Below are 25,568 nucleotides of genomic sequence, written 5' to 3'. Positions count from 1 at the left end.
GGGGCCATGGCCTTCCTCGGGCTGGGACGCCTGGATTTCTCGGCCCAGCTGGCGTCGGAGTGTGCTGGCCACCAGAAGTGACGATGAGCCCTTTTCTTGGTCGCCTCCGATCGACGAGAAGAGTGTATGGGCAGCCAACGGCCCAAATCCTGCGCCAAAGCGTAAGTAAAGGGTCACAGTCCTGTGACAGATTTCCCGGGCGCATGCGGCCTGCAGACAAGTGTCGGGCCCCGCACGCGGCAAAGGCGTGTGGGGCCAGATTTGGCACTGCGACGCGAGAGGCTCTTCTCGCCTATACCCTGAGCGTCAGCTGCACGGGGCAGTGGTCGCTGCCGTAGACGTCGTCCAGGATCGAGGCCTCGACGATGCCGCCCGCGGCGTCCTCGCTCACCAGGAAGTAGTCGATGCGCCAGCCCACGTTGCGCTCGCGGGCGCGCATGCGGTAGCTCCACCAGCTGTAGGCGTCCTCTCGGTCGGGGTAGAGACGGCGGAAGCTGTCCACGAAGCCCGCCTCGAGGAGCTTGCCGAAGCCCTCGCGCTCCTCGTCCGAGAAGCCTGCGTTCATGTGGTTGGTGTCGGGGTTCTTGAGGTCTATCTCCTCGTGCGCGACGTTGAAGTCGCCACAGGTGACCACGGGCTTCTCCTTGGCGAGGCCCGACAGGAACTCGCGGTAGCTCCTGTCCCAGACCATACGCTCGTCCAGGCGCAGGAGCCCGTTCTTCGAGTTGGGCGTGTACACGTCCACGAACCAGTAGCGCTCGAACTCGAGGGCGCACACGCGGCCCTCGTCGTCTGCGAACTCGCAGCCGATCTGCCTGATGACCCGCAGCGGCTCCTCGCGGCTGAAGACCGCGGTGCCCGAGTAGCCCTTGCGCTCGGCATAGTTCCATGTCTGATGGTAGCCGGGGAGGTCCAAGTCGAGCTGGCCCTCCTGCAGCTTCGTCTCCTGGATGGCAAAGACGTCGGCGTCCGCCGCCTCGAAGATCTGGGGAAAGCTGGGGTCCTTCTTCATGACGGCCCTGAGGCCGTTGACGTTCCACGAGACGAGCCTCAGCTCGCGCTCCTCGCTCTGTGCCATGCCGCTCCTCCTTGGCGGGGGCGTCGCCCCGCCGGCGTCGTGTCCGTTTGGGCGGGTGTCCGTGCCCGCTCAGGCCAGTATACGTGCTGGTCCAGGATATGGCACCACCTTGGCATCCGTTTGCGGGACGGGGCTGCGGCCAGGGTGCGCGACGAGGACGGGCCAAGGGAGAGAAGACAGCATTTCTCGCAGAATGCTGTCTCTTTTCTCGCTTACCTGGCCTTATGCGAAAAACGACAGCATTTCACGAGATTTGCCGTCTTTGGGCCCGTCCCCGCATGGCGCGACGGGTCTGCGCGACCTCCCGAGCACCGCCCCCTCGCCGTCTCAGCCCTCGATGATCACGTATCCGTCGTCGATGGCCGCGAGGGTGCGCGCGAGGGCCGCCTCGTCTGGGTGAGGTCCCGCGTCGGGCGCCCCAAAGAGGAACTCGCGGTAGCGGGGCAGGTCACGCATGGCCTGGGCATGCCCCTCGTTATAGGCGGCCAGGAGCCTCGCCTTGTCGGTGGTGCCCGAGCTTATGGGCATGTCGTCCGGGTACACGATGAGGCAGCGACCCTCGTCCGCGAGGCGCTCGATGCGCGTGAGCTCGCGGTTGTACCTCTCCCAGCGTGTGAGGAGGGCGTCCAGGAGGTAGGGTCGGCCGTGTGCGATGGCGCGGTAGACGCGGCGCTCCTGCTCGGTGGGAGGCTCCTTGCGGTAGCCGTGCGGGCGGGTCGCCACGAAGAAGAAGCGGTCGTAGCCGCCGCGCTCGGCCAGGTGCAGGGGAAGGCCTGCTCCCTCTCCCAGCCCGCCGTCCATGAAGAGCCGGCCGTCCACCGCCTTGGGGTGCATGACCCCCGGCAGGGTCGAGCTGGCGCGCACCTTGTCCACCATGTCGTACTTGTCGCGCATGTCGTCCTTTGTGAAGGTCACGCTGCGGCCCGTCCGCACCTCGAAGGCCTGGATGGCTACCTGGGCGGGGTTTGCCTGGAAGGTGTCCCAGTCGAAGGGCATGAAGCCGTCGGCGATGCATCCCTCGTAGAGGTAGTCGGCGTTGAAGTAGCCCTTGCCGCGCACCACCGAGCCAAAGCCCGCGATGGGTATGCCCTCGGGCCTCATGCCCAGGAAGGCGTTGCGCGTGCGTGCGAGGTCACGCGAGCAGTAGTCGACCGTGTGGCTGGAGCCCGCGGAGATGCCGCAGACGAAGGGGAAGTGGATTCCCTGCTCCAGAAGGACGCGGGCGATTCCCGCGGTGTATGCGGCGCGATAGCCGCCGCCCTCGAACACGAGGGCGCAGCCCTCCACGTTGCAGCTGAGCTTCTTCATGCCGGTACCTCGCCTTCCTGGTGCTAGAGTCAGAGCCGCTGGCAAACGACGGGAGGCCGCCATGGCAAGGACCATCACTGACCCACGGGAGGCGGCAGCGGCGCTCGGGGCGCTCGTGAAGGGCGCGGGGAACACGGTCTTCTTCGGCGGCGCGGGCGTCTCGACGGCAAGCGGGATTCCCGACTTCCGAAGCGCCGACGGCCTGTACAACCAACACTTTGACTACCCGCCCGAGGTCATGCTTAGCCACGGTTTTTACGTGGAGCACACACGGGAGTTCTTCGACTTCTACCGCAGCCGTATGTGCGCCCCCGACGCCAAGCCAAACCAGGCGCACCTCAAGCTCGCCGAGCTGGAGCGCGAGGGGCTCGTCAGCGCCGTCGTGACCCAGAACATAGACGGCCTCCACCAGGCGGCAGGCTCGCGCAACGTGATCGAGCTCCACGGCTCGACCCATCGCAACGTCTGCCAGCGCTGCGGGCACGTCCACTCGCAGGAGTGGGTCCTCAAGACCGAGGGCGTCCCCCGCTGCGAGGCCTGCGGCGGGCCCGTGAAGCCTGACGTCGTCCTCTACGAGGAGGCGTTGGACGAGGCCGTCATCACCGCCGCCATCCGGGCGATTGCCAGCTGCGACCTCCTTATCGTGGGCGGCACCTCCCTGGTGGTCTACCCGGCCGCGGGGCTCCTGCGCTATTTCGGGGGAGACAAGCTGGCCATCTGCAACCTCCAGCCCACGCCCCAGGACGCGAGCGCGGACCTGGTCTGCGCCTGTGACATCGCCCGGGCCTTCGACTGGTAGGCCGTGGCCCCTCTCGCCCGGAATTCCCGTTCCGGGACTCGCCGGGCCAGGCCGAGCGGAAGGCCGGCCGCCGGGAGTCGCTACAATCACAAAGGAACACCCTGGGGGCGCGGGCGCGTCCCCCTCAGCCTTAGGGGAGGACCCGACCCATGCTTCGACAGGACTACTCGCTTTGGCGTTGCGGCCGTCACGAGATCTCGCTCTCGCGTCCCCGCATCATGGGCATCCTCAACGTCACCCCCGACTCCTTCTCGGACGGGGGAGAGAACCTCGACCCCAAGCTCGCGGTCGAGCACGCCCTCCGCATGCTGGACGAGGGCGCCGACATCATCGACGTGGGGGGCGAGTCCACGCGGCCCGGCCACGAGCCCGTGGCTGCCGACGAGGAGGCCGAGCGCGTCGTTCCCGTGGTCAGGGGCATCCTCGCCGCCGCGCCCAGCGCCATAGTCTCGGTCGACACGCGCCATGCCTCCGTGGCCAAGGTCTGCGTTCGCCTGGGCGCCTCCATCGTCAACGACGTCACGGGCTTCATCGACCCCGAGATGGTGCGCGTCGCCGCCGAGTCCGACTGTGGCTGCGTGGTCATGCATTGGAATCGCGGCAACGGGCAGTCCAGCCGCAAGTCCGTGCGCCTGGACAGCACTCCCGCGCGTGCGGTGGCGGCCCGCAGCGTCCAGGCGAGCGCGCGACGCTTCACCCTGCCCGAGGAGGCCCCCCTCATGCGCGAGATCATGGGCTTCCTGGGCGATCAGGCGCGCTCCCTCATGCGTGCGGGCGTTGCCCACGACCGCATCTGCATCGATCCCGGTCCGGGCTTCGACAAGGCGGCGGACCAGGACGTCGTGATCCAGCGCGCCACCCGCAAGCTCGTCTCCATGGGATACCCCGTGCTCACGGCCGTCTCGCGCAAGCGCATGGTCGGGGCTGTCTCGGGCGTGACGGACGCCCCAGCCCGCGATGCCGCCACGCTGGGCATCTGCCTGAGCGCCATCGAGTCTGGCGCGCGCATCCTGCGCGTCCACAACGTGGCCCTCACGGCCGAGGCGCTCAACTCCTACTGGGCGGTCAGCCGCGCCGACGCGCGGCAGGCCTTCGTCTCGCTGGGCTCGAGCGTGGGCGACCGCATGGACTACCTGAGCCGTGCCGTGGCGCTCATCAACGAGATACCGCTCACCTGCGTGGTGCAGGTGAGCCGCGTGTACGAGACCGAACCCGCCTACGGCATCAAGGTCCCGGTCGCCAACGCCGTGGCCGAGCTTCGCAGCGAGCTGCACCCCAGCGTCCTCATGGACGCCCTCCTCGGCGTCGAGGAGAGGCTCGGCCGCGTGCGCGACCCCGAGCAGGCGGGTCACGGCCCCAGGACCATCGACTGCGACCTCGTCTTCGTCGAGGACGAGGAGCACGCAGGGCGCAAGCTCACGCTTCCCCACGCGCACCTGGGCGAGAGGGACTACGTCCTGGTGCCTATGGAGGACCTCATGCACGACCCCGTCCGCTTCCTGATGCATGCCGGCGTGCCCGTCTATGCCCCCGAGGACCGCGTGGGGCATGTGGTGGGCGAGCTGGGCGAGCTTGACTGGCAGTAGGGGGGCTGGCGTGGGGGAGCTCGAGCTCACGCTGAGGCCAAGGGTGCCCATGGGCTACCTGGTGGCCCTTCCCGCCGTTGCGAGCCTGGGCGTGATGGACGCGCTCGTCGATGCGGGGAACTCCGAGGCGGGTCTGCTCTGGCCGCGGGACGTCGCCCTCGTCCCCGCGGGAAGGCCTGCCTTCGAGCTGGACGGTCGCGGCGGCTACGACGACGGGGGCGTCTTCGTCCGTCTCGCCATAAGGCGTACCTTGGGCGATGGGGACGACGCCGCGATGCCTGACGACGCCGCGATGCCTGACGACGCCGCGATTGAGCGGGCGGTGCGCGAGCGCGTGTCCACCTGGGAGGGGGATGTCGCGGCTGGGAGGTCTGCGGGGGGACCGTGGGCGGCGTTTCTCCCCGACTACTTCGACCATGAGCTCAGGATGGGCCGGGAGGTCGAGGTGACGTATCCCAACGGGCGCGTGATGGCGCGAGGGCGCCTTGCGGGCTTCGACATCTGGGGCCGGGCCACCGTCGTGGACGAGTCTGGACACGAGCTCGAGTTCTCTGCCGAACAGGCGCTCCTGAGGTCGCCCGACCGCGAGTAGGCAGTTGTCGGGCGGGGGCCTGCCCGCGTGGGCCCCAGGCCCTCTGCGGGCAAACGGCCCTTCCTAGCGCACGGCACGCTTGCGGGCGCGATGCTCCCAGATGAGTTTGATGCCGCGGATGGTGAGGTCGGGGTCGAGGGCGTCGAAGAGGTCGGTCGCCTTCGCGATCTCGCGCGAGAGCCCTCCCGTGCCAACCACCGTCGCATCGGGCTCGCCGAGCTCGTCCTTGATGCGCCTCACCAGGCCCTCGGCCTGTGCGGCCGCGCCGATCACGATGCCCGACTGCACGGCGGCCTCGGTGCTGTTGCCAAGGGCGCGTTCGGGCACCACCAAGGGGACGCTCGAGAGGCGCGCCGCGTGCGAGAAGAGTGCCCCGGCGCTCAGCAGCAGGCCGGGCATGATGGCCCCGCCCCTGAAGCGTCCGCGCGCGTCGACCACGTCGATGTTGGTCGCGGTCCCGAAGTCCACCACTATGACCGAATCGCCGTAGGCCTCGCGGGCGGCGACGGCGTTGGCGATGCGGTCCGCCCCCACCTGGGTGGGGTCGGGCATGTCCACCTCGATGCCGCAGTCGCGGCGGGGATCAACCAGCAGCACGTCCCTGGCATCCAGGACGTGTCCCATCATGTAGAGCCATTCCTGGGTGAGGATGGGAACCACGCTGGCAATGGCCACGTCGTTCACCTCGGAGAGGCTGCGGCCCAGCATCATGAAGTAGCCGTAGAGTCGCTCGTGGAGCTCGTCGGCGGTGTCGGTCTTGTCGGAGGCCATGCGCCATTGGCGGGCGAGCTGGTCGTCCGGACCAAAGAGCCCCAACGTGGTCTGGGTGTTACCTACGTCAACGACGAGCAGCATCTCTCCTCCTCGGATCCGCCTGCGCCCAACCAGTGTAGCGTGGCGGGACCGGGCGCCCCGCGCGTGGGCTTGCACCACTTTTCCACAGTCTTGGTATGAGAATGCGACCACTGTGGTAACCTAGCAAGGCTCAATTGTCCTGGCGTTTGCCTCGACACCCCTTGTCTGGTCGGAAACCAGGCCGAAAGAAGGAGTCCTGAAATGAAGCAAGGAATACATCCCGAGTACGTCGAGTGCACCGTTCGCTGCACCTGCGGCAACACCTGGAAGACCCGCGCCACGGTGAGCGAGATGACGCTTGACCTCTGTGACAAGTGCCACCCGTTCTACACCGGCCAGCAGAAGCTCGTCGACACCGGAGGGCGCGTCCAGCGCTTCTCCGACAAGTTCGGTGGAGCCGCCGCGGCCCAGCTTGCCAAGGCCCAGGCCGCCAAGGAGGCCAAGGCAAAGAAGGCCGCCGAGCAGGCTGCCGCTCGCAAGGCCGCTGCCGAGGCGAAGGCTGCCGAGAAGGCCAAGCGTGCTGCCGAGTACGAGAAGAAGGCTGCCGCCGACGCCGCCAAGGTCGTCGAGGAGGCCCCTGTCGAGGCCACCGAGGAGACCCCCGCCGCGGAGTAACCCCAGCTAGACCAGAGCAAAGGAGGAGAGGGACGGCACAGGTCGTCCCTCTCCTTTTGTGTGCCGTTGGGGGACGGCGCCACAAGACCCGAGAGGAGACGCGCATGAGCGAAGCTTCCGGCGAGCATGGCCTCGCCACCATCAAGACCGACGTGCTCATCATCGGGGCGGGCCCGGCGGGCATCTTCACCGCGCTGGGGCTCCTGCGCAAGGGAGACTCGCGTTCCATCACCATGGTGGAGAAGGGGCTCCCCGTCGAGCGCCGCTCCTGCCCCAAGGAGAAGACGGGCCACTGCGTGGGCTGCAAGCCCTGCCGCATCACCACGGGCTTCTCGGGCGCCGGCGCCTTCTCTGACGGCAAGCTCTCGCTGAGCCACGAGGTTGGCGGGGACCTGCCCACGCTCATCGGCGAGCGCCTCGCGCAAGAGACCATCGGACGCGTCGACCAGATTTACCTCGACTTCGGGGCCGACCCCCACATCGAGGGGCTCGAGCACCCGGAGGAGGTCGCCAACATCCGGCGTCGCGCCATCAAGGCGGGCCTCAAGCTGGTCGACTGCCCCATCCGCCACCTGGGGACCGAGAAGGCGCAAGAGATCTATGGCCGCATAGAGCGGACCCTCGTCGAGGGGGGCGTGCATATCCTCTTCCAGCACGAGTGCGACGAGGTCGTCGTGGAAGGGGGTGGCTGCCAGGGTGCCGTGGTGAGCGACGTCCATGGCGTCAGGACCCGCATCGAGGCGGGCGAGACGATCGTTGCCACCGGGCGCCGTGGCGCCGCCTGGTTCGACGACATGTGCGAGGCCCATGGCATCGCACACTCCGCCGGCCCCGTCGACCTCGGCGTGCGCGTCGAGGTTCGCAACGAGGTCATGGACGACGTCAACCGCGTGCTCTACGAGAGCAAGCTCGTGGGCTATCCAGACCCCTTCCGGAACAAGGTGCGCACCTTCTGCCAGAACCCGGGCGGCTTCGTGAGCCAGGAGAACTACGACGGCGACCTCGCAGTGGTCAACGGCCACAGCTACAAGGAGCGCAAGAGCCCCAACACCAACCTGGCCGTGCTCGTCTCGTTCAACTTCCGCAAGCCTTTCGACCAGCCAATCGTGTACGCGCGCAACGTGGGGAAGCTCTGCAACATGCTCGGAGCCGGGCACATCTTGGTGCAGCGCTTCGGTGACCTGCTCGACGGCAAGCGCACCTGGCCCAAGGAGCTCACTCGCTCCAACGTGGTGCCCACCCTGCCCGACGCCGAGGCGGGAGACATCAGCGCCGCCATGCCCTACCGCGCGATGATAGAGATCGTCGAGTTCATCAAGGCCGTGGACAAGGTGGTCCCGGGCTTCGCCGCCGACGAGACCCTGCTCTATGCGCCCGAGCTCAAGTTCTACAGCAACCGCGTGGGCATGGACGAGAACTTCGACACCAACGTCGCCCACCTGCACTGCTTGGGCGACTCCAGTGGCTGGACCCGCGGCCTCATGATGGCCAGCGTGATGGGCCTGCTCATGGGAGAGAGGCTCGCGTCCGAGTAGCACGGACCAAGGGACGGCGTGGGAGGGTGTGGCGTCGGGGTCCCGGCGTCACACCTTTCTCAGCACGAACTCGTCCTCGTAGCGCGCCGTCCTCTGGTAGGGGACGAGCAGGAAGCTGTCTTGGTAGTCGTGGGTGGAGACGAGCGTCGCCGTCGCGGCGGAGGGGTTCTGCGCATTCCCGAACTCGAGCCTCAAGCTCACGCTCCCTCGCACGTCGTCCGCGGTCTCGCAGTCGAAGACGAGGCCGTCGGAGCCGTCCTGGAGCGTGCCCGTGAAGGCCAGGGACTCGAGCGCGGAGTCCCCGTCGCAGCCCGTGCTGTCCCGCTCGGGCTCGGGATGGAAGTGCGCGACGCCGTCCAACGTGCCTGCGATCATGGTGGTGTCGCCGCTCGTCGCGACCTCGTCGATGCTTAGCCGAAGCCCGGCGTCCCGTCCGGACAGGCACTTGTGTCCGCTCGACGACTGGGTTCGGAAGCTGCCGGACCAGCTGCCCTTGAGCGGCTCGTATCCCAGCTCCTTCGCCCCGTCGCTCACGCTGACGTCGGTGAGCTCCCAGACGCCGCTTGCCGTGACGAAGCGCAGGGTCAGGCTCAGGTCGCAGTTTCGCGAGGCGAAGCCCTCCTGCTTGCTGCAGCGGACGGTCATCTTGTCGAGGCGTGCCGCGACGTCGAGCTCGTCGTTGGTGACGCTGGCCTCGCAGTCCCGGTACAGGTTGGCGAGGCTCTCTTCCCCGTCGTCGCCCTGCGAGTCGAGCCTCGCCTCGGCGCGGGTGAGGAGCGCTTCCAGGGACGCGAGCAGCTTCTGATGGTCGGGGCCGGAGGTCGGCCTCCAGCTCGCGGCTTGGGGGACGTCGATGGACTCCAGCTCCCATGACCCGTCGGACCTCTGGTAGAGCAGGATGGCATCCCAGCTCGCCTCGACACTCCCGTCCGAGTAGGTCACGGTGGTGCGGGCGGAGATGCCCCCAGACGCTTCGGTCGACTTCTCCCTGAGCTGCGCGTCCGTGGCAATGAGAACGCCGTCATGGTTCCAGGGTCCCCCGTCGTGCGTGGGGACGGGCGTGTGCGCGAGCGCGTCGGCCCTCACGCGCGTGGCGTCGGGAGTGCCTGCCATGACAGGACTCAGCAGCGTCCCCACCACCACGAGGAGCGCGATGGCGGCGCCGGTCAGGAGAGTGGCCAGGCGATGTGCGGCAAGAAGGGCGCCCGCTCGGGCGGCGCCTGCCCCGGCCCGGGCGACCAGGCCGTCCTCGGGGCGGGGGAGAGACCCCTCGCCCGCCCCATCGCGTCCGCCGGCCCTCGCCCGCGCGTTGGCGACGGTGGGCTGGAGTGCGGTCTTCTGGGCCTCAGCATCCGCGTCCCTCCCATCTGCCTCCCCGCCTTCGGGGCGGAGCCTCCCGCGGCCGTCCTCGTCCATCGCGCCTCCCGCCCTCGAGCCCGCTTCCTCCCCAGTCTGCCACAGGGCTGCCAGCGATGGCATCGTGTGCGCAGCGTGGGACGGGACGCCCGGCGGAATAGCCGCGGGTTTGCGGTGGTAGACTTCGTATCGCTGAACACGAACGATTCGCCCTGGCGGGCTGCGCCGCGGCGCGTGCAAGGAGTGACACCATGCGAGACAAGCTAGAGAAGCTCATCGCCGCGTACGAGGAGCTCGAGAAGAGGATGGTCGATCCCGACGTCGTCTCGAACCCCAAGGAGTACGCGCGCATCGCCAAGGAGCATGCCAACCAGGCCGAGCTCGTGGCGAAGGCCCGCGAGTACGTGCAGGCGCTCGACGACATCGAGGTCGCCAAGGAGATGCTGCACGACGCCGCGGACACTGACGAGAAGGAGATGCTCCAGGACGACATCTCGTCCAACGAGGCAAAGCTGCCCGGGCTCGAGGACCAGATCAAGGTCATGCTGATTCCCGGCGACCCCAACGACGAGAAGGACACCATCGTCGAGATTCGTGCGGGCGTGGGTGGCGACGAGGCCGGCATCTTCGCGGGCGACCTCTTCAACATGTACGAGCGCTTCGCCTCCGCCCGCAAGTGGAAGGTCGAGGTCCTCTCGTCCAGCCCCTCCGAGGCAGGTGGCTTCAAGACCATCGAGTTCAAGGTCACGGGCGACAAGGTCTACTCCGTCATGAAGTACGAGAGCGGAGTCCACCGCGTGCAGCGCATCCCCAAGACCGAGAGCCAGGGGCGCATCCAGACCTCCACGGCGACCGTCGCCGTCCTTCCCGAGGCAGACGAGATCGACATCCAGATCTCCCAGGAGGACCTGAGGATCGACACCTATTGCGCGTCGGGTCCCGGTGGCCAGGGCGTCAACACGACCTACTCCGCCGTGCGCATCACGCACCTGCCCACCAACACCGTGGTGCAGTCCCAGGACCAGCGCTCCCAGATCCAGAACCGTGAGGTCTGCATGCAGATGCTGCGCGCTCGCCTCTACGAGATGGAGCTCGAGAAGCAGCAGGCGGAGCAGGGTGCCTCGCGTCTCGCTCAGATCGGCCATGGCAACCGCTCCGAGAAGATTCGCACCTACAACCAGCCGCAGGACCGCGTGACCGACCACCGCATCGGCTTCAACGGGACCTACAACGGCGTGCTCCTGGGCGACACCCTGCCCAGCGTGATCGACGCCCTCGCGGCGGCGGAGCGTGCGGAGAAGCTCGCCCAGGCGGTGTGACGGGGCAAGGAACAGGAATTGGGTTCGCGTGGCGTCGGCAGGGTCGGCGCCACGCCCGTCTTGAGAGGAAGGACGATGGCGGAAGAAGCCTGGACGGTGGGCAAGATCCTGTCTTGGACCACGGGCTACCTCGAGCGCAAGGGGGACGAGCACCCTCGCCTCTCGGCCGAGTGGCTGCTCAACAACGTGACGGGACTCTCGCGCGTCGAGGTCTATACCAACTTCGACCGGCCCCTCACCCAGGAGGAGCTCGACGGGATGCACGATGCGGTCGTGAGGCGCGGCTCCGGAGAGCCCCTCCAGTACGTCACGGGCGAGATGCCCTTCCGCCACATAGTCCTGCGCTGCGAGCGCGGCGTCCTCATACCGCGGCCCGAGACCGAGGTCCTCGTGGACGTGGCCCTCGAGGGCGTCGACCGCGCGGTCGCGGCGGGCCACTCCGCACAGGTGCTCGAGCTTGGCTGCGGGACGGGCTGCATCGCCTGTTCCATCGCCTCCGAGCGCGAGGGGACGCGCGTCGTGGCGACGGACCTCTCGCCCCGGGCGGTCGCCCTCGCGGCGCGCAACCGCGACGCCCTTGGCGTGGGCCGAAGCGTCGACGTCATCGAGTGCGACCTCGCCTCTGGCGTCGACGAGGACCTCATGGGTGGCTTCGACGTGCTCGTATCGAACCCACCCTACATCCCCTCCGCCGTCGTCCCCACCCTGCCCGAGGAGGTCGTGGGCTACGAGCCCGGCCTCGCGCTGGACGGCGGCGAGGACGGGCTGGACGTCCTCAGGCGCATCCTCGAGCTCGCCCCCCGTGCCCTCAGGCCGGGAGGGCTCCTCTGCGTCGAGCTCTTCGAGGACAACGTCGCGACCGCGGCGGAGCTCTGCCGGTCCCAGGGGGGCTGGGCGTCCGTCGAGGTCCGCGAGGACCTCACCCACCGCCCCCGCTTCCTCGTCGCGTGGCGCGAGGGCAGCCTCGCCGAGGGCGGGGAGCTCTGCACGCCCCGGCGCGTCGTGCCGGTCGACCAGGACGACCCGTCCCCGGACGTGCTCAGGGAGGCCTCGCGCGTGCTCTCTGCCGGCGGGGTCCTGGTCATGCCCACGGACTCGGTCTACGGCATAGGCTGCGCCGCCACGCCGCAGAACCCGGGCCACGGGCGCATCTTCCAGATCAAGGGGCGCGACCGCGCCCAGACGCTGCCCTGGCTCGTCGCGGACGCAGAGGACCTCGAGCGCTTCGGCAGGGAGCTGCCCGCCTGGGCCCTTGCCCTCGCGCGCGAGCTCTGGCCGGGGGCCCTCACGCTCGTCGTCCGCGCGAGCGAGCTCGTCCCGCGGGAGTACGTCCTTCCGGGGGACGACACCATCGCCCTGCGCTGCCCCGACTCTAACCTCGTCAGGCGGCTTGCGCGCGAGCTTGGGGTGCCCCTGGCCACCACCAGCGCAAACACCCACGGCTCGCCGTCCGCCACCAGCGGTGACGCGGTCGAGGCGAGGCTCGTCGCCATGGCGGACCTCACGCTCGACGGGGGTCCCGCGCCCGTCGCCGTCGCGTCCACCATCGTCTCCTGCGTGGGCGAGAGGCCCGTCATCCTCCGCGAGGGGGCCATTCCGGCCGACGAGGTCCTGCGGGTCGCGGGGCTCTAGCCCCGCCGCTGGGCGGTACGGGCGGGCGCGGCGGCGCACGCCATGCCGCCCGCGCGCTATCCTCTCCCCTAGGGCCCCGAGGCGGGCACCCCAGACTTCGAGGAGAGGAGCGCCCCATGAGGGTTGCGATAGCATCTGACCACGCCGGGTTCGACCAGAAGCCCGCGCTGGCCGCCTACATCGCGGGGCGGGGACACGAGGTCATCGACCTCGGGCCTTCCCAGGCCCTGCGCTGTGACTACCCCGACTTCGCCGACAAGGTCGCGCGCAAGGTCGCTTCCGGCGAGGCCGACCGTGGCGTGCTCATCTGCGGCACGGGCATCGGCATGGCGGTCACGGCAGACAAGGTCCCCGGCGTGCGGGCCGCGGTCATCCAGACGCCCCAGTTCGCCGAGCTCTTCCGCGAGCACAACGACGGCAACGTCCTCTGCGTGTCCGGACGCTTCACGCCACTTGCGACCAACGAGGAGATCGTGGACAAGTTCCTCGACACCGAGTTCGCAGGCGGACGCCACGAGGGCCGGGTCGCCAAGGCCATGCGCGAGGACGACCCGAGCTTCGCCGGCGTGCCCGAGGACCTGGACGTCCAGGGGTAAGGGCGTCTTGCGTCCGTGCCCTGGGCTCCACCTGAGATAGAATCAAGCGCGAACACGTTCAGCAAGAGGAGAAGGGTCCCTCATATGGAGTTCGACGAGAAGCGCCTGACCGTCATCGACCACCCGCTGGTGCAGCACAAGCTGCACATCCTGCGCGACGAGAACACGAGCACCAAGCAGTTCCGCGAGCTGGTGAGCGAGCTGGCCATCTTCGAGGGCTACGAGGCGATGAGGGACTTCCCCCTCGAGGACGTCGAGGTCAAGACCCCGCTCGAGACGACGATCTGCAAGCGCATCGCCGGCAAGAAGGTCGCGATCATCCCCATCCTTCGCGCCGGCCTCGGCATGGTGGACGGCATCCTGAGCCTCGTCCCCTCCGCGCGCGTGGGCCACGTGGGCATGTACCGTGACCCCGAGACCCACGAGCCCCACCAGTACTACTGCAAGTTCCCCCAGGACATCGAGAACCGCACCTGCCTCATCGTCGACCCCATGCTCGCGACGGGCGGCTCGCTCACCGCGGCCATCCAGTTCCTGCGCGAGGCAGGTGTTAAGGACGTGCGCGCCCTCACGCTGGTCAGCGCCCCCGAGGGCGTCAAGGCAGTGCTCGACTTCGATCCCGAGGTGCGCCTCTACACTTGTGCCCTCGACCGCCAGCTGAACGAGAACGCCTACATCCTGCCCGGCCTGGGCGACGCGGGCGACCGCATCTACGGCACCAAGTAGGGCTTCCCGCGGCATCCGTGCGCCGCAGGCGGTGCGCTTCACGGTACTGACACAGTTCGGTCGGCATGACATTTTGTATAGAAGCTGGTAGGGCGCCCATCCCACTCCTCGGAGCAGGCAAGGGGCGCCTTTCCCAAAGACAAGGCTCTGGTTTTTCGCAGTGGCAGAGACTAGAATCCAGACGTTTCGCGTTACGCGCCCGGAGGTCGGCCATGGGAGTGCCCATAGCAGCGCTTTTTGGCCTTGCCGTCGGTGCGGTCGGCGCGATTCCGGGCGCTCTGCTGTTTGAGGGGGTGCATCGTTGGGGTAAGAAGCCAGATATGGCACTCGGCGTCGCGGGCGTGCTCCTCTCGTTTGGCACCATGTCCTGCGCCATCGCGGTGGCCTATCTGGTCGACAGGGAGAACGTCTTCTCGTTTGGCGTCAGCGTCGTGGCGACCTTCCTCGCCATCTGGACGGCAGAGAGCGTACGTGCCTGGCACGCGGCAAACCCGCGCGACGGACAAGGCGGGTAGCCGCGCCGGCAGCCGCTGACGAGGCGAGAGGGAAAGGACAGGACAAGTGGACGCGCTTTCCAAGTTGCCCGAGGCCATGGATGAGCTTCTCGACGGCTTCATGACCCATGCCATCGTCGGTGACACGACGGTCGGGCTCACCAACTACATCTTCTGGATGTGCGTGGCCCTCGCCCTCCTGCTCGTCGTCATCTTCGTCTTCAAAAGGAAGCAGGCGTCGAGCCTCGTTCCGCAGGGCACCTTCGTCAACGGCATGGAGTACGTCGTCGAGTTCGTCCGCGACGACATGTGCAAGTCCATCCTGGGTGACACCTGGAAGAAGCACTTCCCCTTCCTCGCCGCCCTCTTCTTCTTCATCGTCTGCAACAGCATCGTGGGGGTCATTCCCGGCTGCCATCCCGGTACGGGCACCATCGGTGTGACCGCCGCGCTCGCGCTCTGCTCCTTCGTCTACTTCGTCGTCCTGGGCTGCAAGCGCCTCGGCGTGATCGGCTACATCAAGAGCCTCGCCCCCGAAGGCGTGTCGTTTCCCATGAACGTCCTCGTCTGGGCCATCGAGCTCGTCTCGACCTTCCTGCGCCTGATCACCCTGGCCGTCCGACTCTTCTGCAACATGTTCGCCGGGCACGTGGTCATGGGGACCTTCGCCATCCTCGCCTCCCTCTTCGTCCAGCCCCTGCTGCAGGGCTTCTCCGCGGCGGCGCTGGGTCAGGCTGGCGCATCCATCTTCTGGGTCCTGCTGCTCCTGATTATCTACATCGTCGAGATTCTGGTGGGCATCATCCAGGCGTACGTCTTCACGCTCCTCTCGGCCGTCTACATCCAGCTCGTCGAGAGCGAGTAGCCCCAACATAGGGCATCCAGCGGGGCCACGCCCGCTCGTGCATAGCAAGTCATGGTACTCGTCCCGTCCCGGGGCGAATGACAAAGGAGGAATCGTGGGAGTTATCGGATACGGTCTTGGTGTTATCGGCGCGGGTCTTGGCATCGGCCTGGCAGCGTACGGCGCCACTACCTCCATGGCACGTCAGCCCGAGGTTCAGGGCCGTCTGTTCACGACGTTCATCCTCGCGTCCGCCTTCGTCGAGGCCCTGGCACTGATCGGCTTCGTTGTCACGCTCATCGCTAAGTAGCGAGGCGTGCCGCAGGTACGCGCAAATCGCTAGTTGGAGGCATTCATGAGCAAAGACATACGGGTTGCCGGAGGAGGGGCGGTCGTCGCCGTCACCGCGGGTGCGGCGACGCTTCTGACGCCCGCCTTGGCTCTGGCGGAGTCGCCCAGCGGAGCCGACCTCCTGCTGCCGAAGCCCGCCGAGTTCGTACCGGCGCTCATCGCGTTCCTCATCATCTGGGTCGTCCTCGCGAAGCTCGCGTGGCCCTCGATCCTCTCGATGATGGAGCAGCGCCAGCAGAAGATCCAGGACGACCTCGACGCGGCCGCACGGTCCAAGGCGGAGGCCGCAGAGAGCGCAAAGAGCTACGAGGCACGCATCCTCGAGGCGAACCACGAAGCCGACGCGATCATCTCCCGTGCCAAGCGCGAGGCGGAGGAGGAGCGCTCCCAGATCCTCGCTCGCGCCCAGCGCGACGCGAGCGACGTCATCGCAAAGGCGCACGGCGCCGTCGACTCCGAGCGTCGCAAGGCGATGATCGAGCTCTCGAGCTCCGTCGTCGACCTCTCGGTCGAGATCGCGAGCAAGATAATCGGCAACGACCTCAGCGAGGACGAGCAGCGCAAGCTGGCCGAGAAATACCTCGCGGAAGTGAGTGCCCCAGATGAGCACTAAGCGCGGCGAAGACGAGAAGATCGAGGCGTATGCCAGGGCCCTAATCGAGGCCGGCCGCAGCGAGGGAAGGGCCAACGCCGACCTCGTCCAATGGCAGCATGCGCGCAAGTTCTCCCCGGAGGTCCTCGAGACCCTGAGCGCCATGCACGAGAGCGACGACTTGGGACTGGTGGACAAGGTAGCCCGGCAGTACAAGGAGATTCTGGACAGCGAGGACAACACCGTCTCGGTCACCGTGACCACCTCGGTCCCGATGGACGACGAGCTGCGCGCAAAGGTCAAGGCGAAGGCCGAGTCCGACCTCAAGGCGCCGGTGTACCTCGTCGAGCGCGTGGACCCCAGCATTCTTGGAGGCATCGTGTTCGAGGCGCGCGGCAAGCGCTTTGACGCCTCCGTGAGGGCCCAGCTTGCGAACATCCGCAAGACGCTCTCCTCAACCTTCATCGGAAGTGATGAGCAATGACAGACAAGATCAGCTCCGTCGAGATCATGGACACGCTGCGAACGCAGCTCGCCCAGATCAACGCGACGGTCGACATGCAGGAGGCCTCGGTCGTCACCGAGGTCGGAGACGGCATCGCGCACGTCTCGGGGCTTAAGACCGCCATGGCGGGCGAGCTCCTGCAGTTCACGAGCTCGGCCACGGGCCGCAGCGTCTACGGCCTCGCCCAGAACCTGGACGAGGACGAGGTCGGCGCCGTCCTCTTCGGTGACGTCGACGCCATCAAGGAGGGTGACGAGTGCCGCACCACCGGCCACGTCATGGACATCCCCGTGGGACAGGCCATGCTCGGCCGCGTCGTGAACCCCCTCGGACAGCCCATCGACGGCATGGGTGCGATCGACACCGCGCATCGTCGGCCCATCGAGTTCAAGGCGCCAGGTATCATGGAGCGCCAGCCTGTCTGCGAGCCCGTCCAGACCGGTCTTCTCGCCATCGACGCCATGGTCCCCATCGGACGCGGCCAGCGCGAGCTCATCATCGGTGACCGCAAGACGGGCAAGACGGCCATCGCCATCGACGCCATCGTCAACCAGCGCGAGACCGACATGGTCTGCATCTACGTCGCCATCGGCCAGAAGGCGTCTACCGTCGCAGCGATTAGGGAGTCCCTCGCACGGAGGGGCGTCCTGGACAAGACGATCATCGTCGCCGCCACGGCAGCCGACTCCGCCCCCATGCAGTACATCGCCCCCATGGCCGGAGCCGCCATCGGCGAGTTCTTCATGTACAACGATGCCAACGGGAACCCCGCCGACGCCGAGCATCCCGGCGGGCACGTCCTGGTGGTCTACGACGACCTTTCGAAGCAGGCGGTCGCCTACAGGCAGATGTCGCTCACGCTGCATCGTCCGCCCGGACGCGAGGCCTATCCTGGTGACATCTTCTACCTGCACTCTCGCCTGCTCGAGCGTGCCTGCAAGCTCTCCGATGCCAACGGCGGCGGGTCGCTCACGGCGCTCCCGATCATCGAGACCCAGGAGGGCGACGTCTCGGCTTACATCCCCACTAACGTGATCTCCATCACCGACGGCCAGATCTACCTGCAGTCGAACCTCTTCTTCCAGGGCCAGCGCCCTGCGGTCGACGTGGGCATCTCCGTCTCGCGCGTGGGTGGTGCCGCGCAGCTCAAGTCCATGAAGCAGGTGGCGGGCACGCTGCGCCTCGACCTCGCGAGCTATCGAGAGAAGCAGGCCTTCTCGCAGTTTGGCAGCGACCTCGACGCGACGACGCAGTACCAGCTCAACCACGGTGCCCACATGATGGAGCTGCTCAAGCAGCCGCGTTATGCCGCACTCGACGTGGCCGACCAGGTCATCTCGATCTTTGCCGCCAAGGAGGACTTCCTCGACGACATCGACCTCGAGCACGTGACGCTCTTCCGCGACAAGCTCGCCGCTTACATGGCCGAGCGCCATCCGCAGCTCCGCGCGAGCCTCAGGGACAAGAAGATCGACGACGAGACGGGCGAGCGCATCAAGGCCCACATCGCGCACTTCAAGGAGGAGTTCCTCCTCGAGCACCCCAACAGGGGTCAGGCGACGAACGTGGAGGAGCTTGCGGAGGACGTCGCAAGCGACTCTGCCGAGCCTTCGTCGGGGAAGACGCGGGGGTAGGCCGGCATGGCGAACCTTCGTGAGATATCGCGGCGCATGAGCTCCATCCGGAGCACCATGCAGATCACGCGCACGATGGAGATGATCTCCACGGCACGCATCCACAAGGCCCTCAGCAAGGCCGAGGAGGCGGGGCCCTACAAGGAGGCCATCACCAACATGCTGGCAAACGTTGCCAGCGCGGGCTTCGACGAGTCGCAGCCTCTCCTTGCGCGTCGTCTGAGCGAGAGGAACGTGCTCTTCGTGCTCGTCGCGTCCGACCGCGGCCTGGCGGGAGGCTTCAACATCCTCCCGCAGCGCTCGGTCGAACGCCAGATGCGCGATCTGCAGAAGCGTGGCATCGGCGCGTCGGTCATCACGTGCGGGCGCAAGCCCACGGAATACTTCACGTATCGCAAGATACGTCCCGTCCTCTCGTTCGTCGGCATGTCGTCCGAGCCAAGCCGCGACGAGGCCGATCGCATCGCCTCCTACGTCATGGACGGTTACGCGTCGGGCAGGTTCGACCGTGTCGAGCTGGTCTACTGGCACGCCAAGAACCGCGTGGACCAGACGCAGGTGAGCGAGAGGCTGCTTCCCGTCACCCGCGAGCAGCTCATGATGCCCAATAAGCCGCGCACTCCGGAGGCGATGAGCAAGGTCGAGCACGCCGCGTACACGGACTATGCGTTCGAGCCCTCCGCCAGCGAGGTGTTGGGCTACCTCATGCCGGCCTATATCAGGACCGTCATCTATCACGCCCTGCTCGACTCCGCAGCAGCGGAGCACGGCGCCCGCAGGCGGGCCATGCAGTCCGCCACGGACAACGCCAAGGAGGTCCTCGGCTCCCTGAGCCGCACCTACAACCGCGAGCGCCAGGCAAGCATCACCACCGAGCTGAACGAAATCATCGGCGGCGCTTCCGCATTGGAGGACAACTAATGTCAGAGACAACAGCGCAGGCGCGCTCCCTCCTCGAGGAGGCCACCTACAACCAGATGAACAGGAGCGTCGGCACCGGCACCATCGTCCGCATTGTCGGCCCCGTCGTCGACGTCAAGTTCGACGGCAAGGTCCCCAGCATCTACACCGCCCTCGTCGTGGATGACATGACGCCGGTGGGCGAGGTGCACACGGTGCTCGAGGTGGAGTCGCAGCTGGCTGGCGGCGTCGTCCGCGCCGTCGCCATGTCCTCGACCGATGGCCTGCAGAGGGGCCTCAAGGTCAAGGACACCGGGCATCCCATGATGATGCCGGTCGGCCCCTCCACGCTCGGCCGCGTCTGGAACGTCATGGGCGACCCCGTGGACGGCAAGGGCGTGCCAGACGACGTCCAGTACTACCCCATTCACCACCCCGCCCCGGCCTTCGACGAGCTCACCACCCAGACCGAGATCTTCGAGACGGGCATCAAGGCAATCGACCTGCTCGAGCCCTACGTCCGTGGCGGAAAGACCGGCCTCTTCGGCGGCGCCGGCGTGGGCAAGACGGTCCTCATCCAGGAGCTCATCAACAACCTCGCCCAGGAGCACGGCGGCACCTCGGTGTTCACCGGCGTCGGCGAGCGCACCCGCGAGGGCACCGACCTCTTCCTCGAGATGACGGAATCCGGCGTCATCGAGAAGACCTGCTTGGTCTACGGGCAGATGAACGAGCCGCCTGGAGCCCGCCTGCGCGTCGGGCTCGCCGGCCTGACCACCGCCGAGTACTTCCGCGACCAAGGGCAGGACGTCCTTCTCTTCATCGACAACATCTTCCGCTTCTCGCAGGCGGGCTCCGAGGTCTCGGCGCTGCTGGGACGCATGCCCTCCGCCGTCGGCTACCAGCCCACGCTGGCAACCGAGATGGGTGACCTGCAGGAGCGCATCACGTCGACGAAGGAGGGCTCGATCACCTCGGTCCAGGCCGTCTACGTTCCTGCGGACGACCTCACCGATCCCGCGCCCGCCACGACCTTCACGCACCTCGACGCGACCACGGTCCTCTCGCGCTCCATCACCGAGCTGGGCATCTATCCGGCCGTCGACCCGCTTGCGAGCTCGTCCTCGGCGCTTGACCCCAGCATCGTCGGCGAGGAGCACTACCGCGTGGCCATGGCTGTCCAGGAGACCCTCCAGGAGTACTCGGACCTCCAGGACATCATCGCGATCCTGGGCATGGACGAGCTCTCCGAGGAGCAGCAGCTCGTCGTCGCCCGCGCGAGGAAGATCCAGCAGTTCCTCTCGCAGTCCTTCCATGTGGCAGAGAAGTTCACGGGCAACCCCGGGACCTACTGCTCCGTCGACGACACCGTCCGCTCGTTTGCCGCGATCGTGGACGGCAAGTGTGACGACCTGCCCGAGCAGGCCTTCCGCTATGCCGGCACCATCGAGGACGTGCGCGAGCGCGCTGCCAAGATGAGCGCGGAGAGCGCGGAGTAGGAATGCACATGGCAGAGCTTAACTGTCAGTTCGTCAGGCCCGACCGGCTCCTCTACGAGGGGCCGGTCTCCAGCCTGGTCCTGGTGACCCACAGCGGAGAGCTGGGCGTCTGGCCCGGCCATGCCGCCGAGATCTGCTCCTTGGGAGATGGCGTGGTGAGGTTGCACGCGACCCCGGAGGATGGTGGGGGAGAGGTGCGCGTCGTCATCTCCGGCGGCTACGCCGAGATTGATGACAAGAGCGTCATCATCCTCGCCGACCATGCACGTCGCACGGACGACATCGAGCCGGACGTCGTCCGTGACACGCGGCAGGACGCCATGGACTCGCGTGACGCCCTTCCCGAGGGAGACCCGCGTCGCGCATACTATGAGAACAAGATCAAGTGGTGCAACCTCCTCCTGAAGCATGCGGCTGGGGACGAAGAGGCTGCCTCATAGCCTGGGAGGGCGCTTTGGAAGTCATCGAGGTCGAGGGGGGCTACCCCATTGCCGGCGAGGTCACGGTGGAGGGGGCAAAGAACTCCGCCCTGAAGCTCATGGCGGCCACCATCATGGCCCCTGGCGTCACGACCCTTACCAACGTGCCCAACATCTCTGACGTCCACGTCATGGGAAAGGTGCTCAAGTACCTTGGCGCGCACATCGACGTCAGGGGCGAGCACGAGCTCGTCATCGACACCTCCGACGTCAACCGCTGGGAGACCCCGTATCACCTCGTGGCCCAGATGAGGGCATCGACGGCGGTGCTCGGTCCCCTTCTCGCCCGCTTCGGCGAGGCCGTCGTCGCCATGCCGGGTGGCTGCAACATCGGCGCCCGCAAGATCGACATGCACATCCTGGGCCTGGAGGCCCTGGGCGTGAGCTTCGACATCGACCACGGGAACATCCACGCCACCACGCCCGACGGCCTGGTGGGGTCTACGGTCACCCTGGACTTCGCGAGCGTCGGTGCCACCGAGAACCTCATGATGGCGTCGGTCCACGCAAGGGGGACCACGACCATAGACAACGCCGCCCGTGAGCCCGAGATCGTCGACCTCGCCAACCTCCTCAACGAGATGGGCGCCAAGGTGCGCGGCGCCGGGTCTCCCGTGATAGAGGTCGAGGGGGTGGGAGAGCTCCACCCCGTCAACCATCGGGTCGTTGGGGACCGCATCGAGGCGGGCACCTTCATTGCGATGGCCGGCCTCTGCGGGGAGCCCGTCACCGTCCGGGGCTTCGAGCCGGTCCACCTCGGGCTGGTCCTCAAGAAGTACGAGTCCATGGGCATCGGCATCGCGCGCGGCGAGCACTGCTGCACCGTGAGCCGTTCGCACCCCCTGCGCTCGGTCGACATCCAGACCCTGCCCTTTCCCGGATTCCCCACCGACATGCAGGCGCAGACGATGTGCCTCCTTGCCCAGGGGAGCGACTCCTGCGTCATCACCGAGAACGTCTTCGAGAACCGCTTCATGTTCGCGAGCGAGCTCCAGCGCATGGGCGCCGACATTCGCATCGAGGGGCACCATGCCATAGTCCATGGCGTTCGGCGATTCTCGGGTGCCGAGGTGCGTTCGCCCGACCTCAGGGGCGGAGCGGCGCTCGTCATGGCCGGCCTTGTCGCGGATGGCATCACGACGGTGTCCGACATCCATCACATAGACAGGGGCTACGAGAACTTCGTTCCCAAGCTCCAGGCGCTCGGCGCGCGTGTCAGGCGTCTTGCGGTAGAGAAGCCGGACGGCGACGAGGAGTAGCCGGCGACCCCGCTCGCTTGCCCGCCGAAGCCCCGGACGACGCCTTCGTCCGGGGCTTCGGCTTTGCGTCGGGTGGGCTCTCGGCCCGCTCGGCCGACTCGACGGTCGCAAAAAATGGCCCCAAGGCCGACAATTGGGTATAAGTCAGAAGCGTCTAAGTCTTAACGTCGTCCCCACTCGCAACGGAGGGCAGCATGCCAAGACCCACTGAAGGCGAGCGCCACGCGCTCACGATGGCCAACGAGGACTACCTCGAATCCATATACCGCATCATGACCGAGACTGGCGAGACCGAGGGCGTCCGCTCCGTCGACGTCGCCGACCAGCTCAAGGTCTCCAAGGCGAGCGTCAACAAGGCCATCGCCACCCTCAAGGAAGCCGGCTACGTGGAGCAGAACCGCTACGGCCGCGTCCAGCTCACCAAAGAGGGCACCGAGTACGCCGCCCACGTGTGGAAATGCCATCGCATGATTCGAGCCTTCCTGCAGCGCGACCTTGGGGTCGATCCCGAGAGGGCTGACGCCGAGGCCTGTCTCATGGAGCACGCACTCTCGTATGACACCCAGCAGAAGTGGCTGGGATACCTGGAGAAGCAGGGCATCTCCGTGGAGTAGTCCCGATCGTCGCAAAAACCGTCATCGAAAGGACAGGCAGATGAAGGCAGTCATACCGGCAGCAGGACTGGGGACGCGCTTCCTTCCCGCGACGAAGAGCATGCCCAAGGAGCTCCTGCCGGTGCTCAACAAGCCCGTCATCCAGTACGTCGTCGAGGAGGCGCTGGAGCCCGAGGGCGTGGACGAGGTCGTCATCATCAATTCCAAGGAGAAGCCCCAGATCGAGGCCTACTTCTCCGTCGACGGCGGCTTCGAGTCAATGCTGCGAGAGAGGGGCAAGGACAGCGAGGCGGACGCCGTGCACCAGGCAGGCAGCCTTCCCGTTTCCTTCGTGTACCAGAACGAGGCCAAGGGGCTCGGGCACGCCGTCCTCTGTGCGCGTGATGCCGTGCCGTCGGACGAGCCCTTCTTCGTCCTGCTCGGCGACTACTTCGTGCCCGACCGCAAGATGTGCGTGAACATGGCGGAGGTCTCGCGCGCGCATGGTGGCGCCTCGGTCATCGCCGTCGCCCCCGTGCCGGCAGACCAGGTGAGCCGCTACGGCATCGTCGGTGGCGAGTGCGTCGGGTGCCTGCCGGGCTGCGACGCCTCCGGCGAGGAGGAAGGGGCCGTCTGGAGGGTCACGGGCATGGTTGAGAAGCCCGCGCCAGAGGATGCGCCCAGTCACCTCTTCATCGTCGGCCGCTACCTCCTGAGCCCTCGTGTCATGGAGCTCCTCGCCACGCAGGGTCCTGGCGCTGGCGGAGAGATCCAACTCACCGACGCCATGGTGCGCCTTCTCGAGAAGGAGGAGATGTACGCGCTGGTGGTGGACCCGAGCGAGGGTTGTGATACGGGCACGCCTGCTGCTTGGGCCGCGACTAACGCGCGCGTCGCGCTCGCCGACCCCGCTTCCAGGGCGGCGTTCGTGGAAGCGCTCGGCCCTCGTGCCGCAAAGTCCCTGGCCTAGGGCAAAGCAGGCCACATGCGGCAGGTGCATCTGGGTCCCAATGGCTGGTTGGCCAGATATGACGAGGGGTTTGACGAGACGGGCGTAGCCCGTCTCGTGGGAGGGCTCGGCCTCTTTTGGGCGAGCGCCTCTCCCGCGGCGACGGTCCTCGTGGGCTATGACTCGCGCAGGGATTCGCCCGAGTTCGCCCGCCTTGCAGGTGGCGTCCTGGCTTCGTTCGGACTCAACACGGTTGTGTCAGACGCCCCCTGCCCCCTGCCCGCGCTTTCATGGGAGGCGGCGCGTAGGAAAGGCTGCGTCGGCGCGGTCATGGTCACGGGGAGCGAGGCCTCCTGCGAGTACGGTGGCATACTCGCGCGGGGCGCGGACGGTGGCCCCCTTGCGCAGACGTTCGTGGAGGAGGCCGACGCGCTCGTCACGTCCATGCCCGCCTTCGACTTGGGCAAGACGACGAGCGGCGACTTCACAGAGGCCTATCTCCTCGCCCTTCGGTCTCGCATCGACCAGGGCAAGGTCTTGAGCTCGCGTCTCAAGGTGGTGGTCGACCCCATGTACGGTCCAGGCCGAGGGGTTCTTTCCGGCCTGCTCCACTCGCTGGGCTGCGACGTGAGAGAGATTCACGCGGAGGAGTCCGAGACGATTGGCGGAATCCATCCCCGTGCCTGCGAGCCATGGGTCGACGATTGCGAGGCTGCGGTCGTCGATTCGGAGGCGGACCTGGGAATAGTGCTCAATGGTGACTGTAGTCGCTGCGCGATTGTCGACGCGGAGGGCAGGCTGGTTTCGCCTCATCACATGGTTCCGCTCGTGCTCGAGCACCTCGTGCACGACAGGGGCCGGCGAGGTCGTGTTGTGGGAACCCTTTCCTGTTCCGCGCGGCTTGAGCGGCAGGCGCGTCGGCTCGGATGTCCCTTCACCTTGGTTCCGGTCGGCTTCCAGCGAATCTACGAGGAAGCGCGCGAGGGCGACGTGCTTCTTGGCGTGGAGGAGTATGGGGGAATGGCGTTCCCCTCCTTCTTTCCGGGCAGGGATGGCCTGCTTGCCGCGCTCTATCTCATAGAGATGGTTGCAACGCGCAAGGTTGGCATCAGAGCCTTGGTAAACGAGCAAGTGGAGAAGATCGGCCATATGGACTACCGAAGGAAGGACCTGCGGCTCGAGCCTGCGGCGGTCCAATCGTTCAGGAATGTCTTGCCAGGACTCAATCCACACGTGGTCTGTGGCGAGGTGCCTCGCGAGGTCAGCCACGCAGACGGGCTGAAGCTGACGTTCGCCGACGACTCCTGGCTCTCGATTCGCCCCTCAAGGTCGAGCTCGGTGGTTCGCATCTGCGCCGAGGCGAGTGACATCGTCCGCCGGGACGAGCTGATCGATGCGGCATGCGAGATTGCGAGAAGGGGCATGCACTCGATGGAATGACGCCGCCGACCAGCGACGGGCATTCGACAGGA

Annotated in this window: 26 protein-coding genes; 22 read left to right on the top strand and 4 right to left on the bottom strand. The window is 67.1% G+C overall.

Translation table 11 applies throughout. The annotated features are described in order from the left end of the window. Positions 1–292: 292 nt before the first annotated feature. Both HMPREF1868_RS06980 and HMPREF1868_RS06975 read right to left on the bottom strand, forming a co-directional pair. A complete protein-coding gene (locus HMPREF1868_RS06980) occupies positions 293–1,078 on the bottom strand; it encodes an exodeoxyribonuclease III (RefSeq protein ID WP_062531464.1) in 786 nt (261 codons plus the stop codon). 327 nt (positions 1,079–1,405) lie between these two features. Beyond that, positions 1,406–2,386 carry a patatin-like phospholipase family protein gene (locus HMPREF1868_RS06975; RefSeq protein ID WP_062531463.1) on the bottom strand — a complete coding sequence of 327 codons (981 nt, stop codon included), beginning with the start codon at positions 2,384–2,386 and terminating at the stop codon, positions 1,406–1,408. 61 nt (positions 2,387–2,447) lie between these two features. Here HMPREF1868_RS06975 and HMPREF1868_RS06970 point away from each other — a divergent pair, with 61 nt between their 5' ends. The 3 genes from HMPREF1868_RS06970 to HMPREF1868_RS06960 all read left to right on the top strand — a co-directional run bounded on the left by HMPREF1868_RS06970 (position 2,448) and on the right by HMPREF1868_RS06960 (position 5,363). Further along, entirely contained in the window at positions 2,448–3,185 is a 738-nt protein-coding gene (locus HMPREF1868_RS06970; RefSeq protein ID WP_009278196.1) for an NAD-dependent protein deacylase, read from the top strand. A 149-nt stretch (positions 3,186–3,334) separates the two neighbouring features. Further along, positions 3,335–4,771, top strand: a complete 1,437-nt coding sequence (gene folP, locus HMPREF1868_RS06965) for a dihydropteroate synthase (protein WP_062531462.1) — start codon at positions 3,335–3,337, stop codon at positions 4,769–4,771. Further along, the gene (locus tag HMPREF1868_RS06960; RefSeq protein ID WP_156439441.1) at positions 4,758–5,363 is read left to right on the top strand and encodes a hypothetical protein; all 606 of its coding nucleotides are present in this window, start codon (positions 4,758–4,760) and stop codon (positions 5,361–5,363) included. The genes folP and HMPREF1868_RS06960 overlap by 14 nt, the downstream gene beginning before the upstream one ends. Positions 5,364–5,426: 63 nt before the next feature. Here HMPREF1868_RS06960 and HMPREF1868_RS06955 read toward each other — a convergent pair whose 3' ends face one another. Further along, positions 5,427–6,218 (bottom strand): type III pantothenate kinase, encoded by a 792-nt coding sequence (locus tag HMPREF1868_RS06955; RefSeq protein WP_062531460.1) that lies wholly within the window; start codon positions 6,216–6,218, stop codon positions 5,427–5,429. Positions 6,219–6,419: 201 nt separating this feature from the next. Here HMPREF1868_RS06955 and rpmE point away from each other — a divergent pair, with 201 nt between their 5' ends. Then, positions 6,420–6,833 carry a 50S ribosomal protein L31 gene (gene rpmE / locus HMPREF1868_RS06950; RefSeq protein ID WP_062531459.1) on the top strand — a complete coding sequence of 138 codons (414 nt, stop codon included), beginning with the start codon at positions 6,420–6,422 and terminating at the stop codon, positions 6,831–6,833. 104 nt (positions 6,834–6,937) lie between these two features. After that, positions 6,938–8,368, top strand: a complete 1,431-nt coding sequence (locus HMPREF1868_RS06945) for an NAD(P)/FAD-dependent oxidoreductase (RefSeq protein WP_062531458.1) — start codon at positions 6,938–6,940, stop codon at positions 8,366–8,368. Positions 8,369–8,416: 48 nt separating this feature from the next. Here HMPREF1868_RS06945 and HMPREF1868_RS06940 read toward each other — a convergent pair whose 3' ends face one another. After that, positions 8,417–9,784, bottom strand: a complete 1,368-nt coding sequence (locus HMPREF1868_RS06940) for a hypothetical protein (RefSeq protein ID WP_062531457.1) — start codon at positions 9,782–9,784, stop codon at positions 8,417–8,419. A gap of 191 nt (positions 9,785–9,975) precedes the next feature. On the opposite strand from HMPREF1868_RS06940, the gene prfA reads away from it, so the two are divergent. From prfA to HMPREF1868_RS06855, 17 genes are all read left to right on the top strand, one after another. Then, positions 9,976–11,043: a peptide chain release factor 1 gene (gene prfA / locus HMPREF1868_RS06935; protein WP_062531456.1), complete on the top strand. Its 1,068-nt coding sequence runs from the start codon at positions 9,976–9,978 to the stop codon at positions 11,041–11,043. Between the two features lie 75 nt (positions 11,044–11,118). Further along, positions 11,119–12,675, top strand: coding sequence for a peptide chain release factor N(5)-glutamine methyltransferase (gene prmC / locus HMPREF1868_RS10210; protein ID WP_062531455.1), 1,557 nt, complete (start codon positions 11,119–11,121; stop codon positions 12,673–12,675). 116 nt (positions 12,676–12,791) lie between these two features. Beyond that, positions 12,792–13,271: a ribose 5-phosphate isomerase B gene (gene rpiB, locus HMPREF1868_RS06925; RefSeq protein WP_009278187.1), complete on the top strand. Its 480-nt coding sequence runs from the start codon at positions 12,792–12,794 to the stop codon at positions 13,269–13,271. Positions 13,272–13,355: 84 nt separating this feature from the next. After that, the gene (gene upp / locus HMPREF1868_RS06920) at positions 13,356–13,997 is read left to right on the top strand and encodes a uracil phosphoribosyltransferase (protein WP_062531454.1); all 642 of its coding nucleotides are present in this window, start codon (positions 13,356–13,358) and stop codon (positions 13,995–13,997) included. Between the two features lie 320 nt (positions 13,998–14,317). Beyond that, entirely contained in the window at positions 14,318–14,512 is a 195-nt protein-coding gene (locus HMPREF1868_RS06915; RefSeq protein ID WP_040656693.1) for a hypothetical protein, read from the top strand. 46 nt (positions 14,513–14,558) lie between these two features. Further along, the gene (gene atpB, locus HMPREF1868_RS06910) at positions 14,559–15,356 is read left to right on the top strand and encodes a F0F1 ATP synthase subunit A (RefSeq protein WP_009278184.1); all 798 of its coding nucleotides are present in this window, start codon (positions 14,559–14,561) and stop codon (positions 15,354–15,356) included. Between the two features lie 94 nt (positions 15,357–15,450). Next, entirely contained in the window at positions 15,451–15,645 is a 195-nt protein-coding gene (atpE, locus tag HMPREF1868_RS06905; protein WP_009278183.1) for an ATP synthase F0 subunit C, read from the top strand. A 45-nt stretch (positions 15,646–15,690) separates the two neighbouring features. Next, positions 15,691–16,299 carry a F0F1 ATP synthase subunit B gene (gene atpF, locus HMPREF1868_RS06900; protein WP_009278182.1) on the top strand — a complete coding sequence of 203 codons (609 nt, stop codon included), beginning with the start codon at positions 15,691–15,693 and terminating at the stop codon, positions 16,297–16,299. Beyond that, positions 16,289–16,762: a F0F1 ATP synthase subunit delta gene (locus HMPREF1868_RS06895; protein WP_009278181.1), complete on the top strand. Its 474-nt coding sequence runs from the start codon at positions 16,289–16,291 to the stop codon at positions 16,760–16,762. The genes atpF and HMPREF1868_RS06895 overlap by 11 nt, the downstream gene beginning before the upstream one ends. Beyond that, complete coding sequence (gene atpA, locus HMPREF1868_RS06890; protein ID WP_009278180.1) at positions 16,759–18,417, top strand: F0F1 ATP synthase subunit alpha; 1,659 nt, start codon at positions 16,759–16,761, stop codon at positions 18,415–18,417. The genes HMPREF1868_RS06895 and atpA overlap by 4 nt, the downstream gene beginning before the upstream one ends. Before the next feature lie 6 nt (positions 18,418–18,423). Next, a complete protein-coding gene (gene atpG / locus HMPREF1868_RS06885; RefSeq protein WP_062531453.1) occupies positions 18,424–19,338 on the top strand; it encodes an ATP synthase F1 subunit gamma in 915 nt (304 codons plus the stop codon). Continuing rightward, the gene (atpD, locus tag HMPREF1868_RS06880) at positions 19,338–20,816 is read left to right on the top strand and encodes a F0F1 ATP synthase subunit beta (protein ID WP_062531452.1); all 1,479 of its coding nucleotides are present in this window, start codon (positions 19,338–19,340) and stop codon (positions 20,814–20,816) included. Before atpG ends, atpD begins: the two co-directional genes overlap by 1 nt. Before the next feature lie 8 nt (positions 20,817–20,824). Then, positions 20,825–21,256, top strand: a complete 432-nt coding sequence (gene atpC / locus HMPREF1868_RS06875) for an ATP synthase F1 subunit epsilon (RefSeq protein WP_009278177.1) — start codon at positions 20,825–20,827, stop codon at positions 21,254–21,256. Positions 21,257–21,270: 14 nt separating this feature from the next. Next, positions 21,271–22,554: a UDP-N-acetylglucosamine 1-carboxyvinyltransferase gene (murA, locus tag HMPREF1868_RS06870; RefSeq protein ID WP_062531451.1), complete on the top strand. Its 1,284-nt coding sequence runs from the start codon at positions 21,271–21,273 to the stop codon at positions 22,552–22,554. Positions 22,555–22,748: 194 nt separating this feature from the next. Continuing rightward, positions 22,749–23,168 carry a metal-dependent transcriptional regulator gene (locus HMPREF1868_RS06865; protein ID WP_009278175.1) on the top strand — a complete coding sequence of 140 codons (420 nt, stop codon included), beginning with the start codon at positions 22,749–22,751 and terminating at the stop codon, positions 23,166–23,168. Positions 23,169–23,208: 40 nt separating this feature from the next. After that, complete coding sequence (locus HMPREF1868_RS06860) at positions 23,209–24,117, top strand: UTP--glucose-1-phosphate uridylyltransferase (protein WP_062531450.1); 909 nt, start codon at positions 23,209–23,211, stop codon at positions 24,115–24,117. Positions 24,118–24,132: 15 nt separating this feature from the next. Then, positions 24,133–25,536: a phosphohexomutase domain-containing protein gene (locus tag HMPREF1868_RS06855; protein WP_062531449.1), complete on the top strand. Its 1,404-nt coding sequence runs from the start codon at positions 24,133–24,135 to the stop codon at positions 25,534–25,536. The last annotated feature ends 32 nt before the right edge of the window (positions 25,537–25,568 follow it).

The sequence above is a fragment of the Olsenella sp. DNF00959 genome (genome assembly GCF_001553055.1).
GTDB classification, from domain to species: Bacteria; Actinomycetota; Coriobacteriia; order Coriobacteriales; family Atopobiaceae; genus Olsenella_I; species Olsenella_I phocaeensis.
The sequence above is the reverse complement of the archived record's forward strand: the minus strand, read 5'-3'. Positions and strand labels throughout refer to the sequence as shown.